A 243-nucleotide genomic window follows, 5' to 3' on the forward strand; every position below is an offset into this window, starting at 1 on the left:
TGAAGACGACGACGTTGATAGGCCGGGTGTGTAAGCGCAGCGATGCGTTGAGCTAACCGGTACTAATGAACCGTGAGGCTTAACCTTACAACGCCGAAGATGTTTTGGCGGTTGAGAGACGATTTTCAGCACTGATTCAGAGTTGAGTACGCAATAATTTGCGCAGCAGCAAGGCGGCAAGCGAAGGAAAGGAAGGAGCATACAGAAGTATGTGACTGACTTTACGAGCGCAGGCAACGCCGC

Annotated in this window: 1 rRNA gene; it reads left to right on the top strand. The window is 51.4% G+C overall.

The features are described from left to right. Nucleotides 1-87, top strand: a 23S ribosomal RNA gene (locus HV477_RS28140); the annotation flags it as partial. Nucleotides 88-243 lie beyond the last annotated feature (156 nt).

Origin of the sequence: Salmonella sp. SG203 (genome assembly GCF_013350575.1) — a bacterium.
Classification (GTDB): Bacteria; Pseudomonadota; Gammaproteobacteria; order Enterobacterales; family Enterobacteriaceae; genus Salmonella; species Salmonella enterica.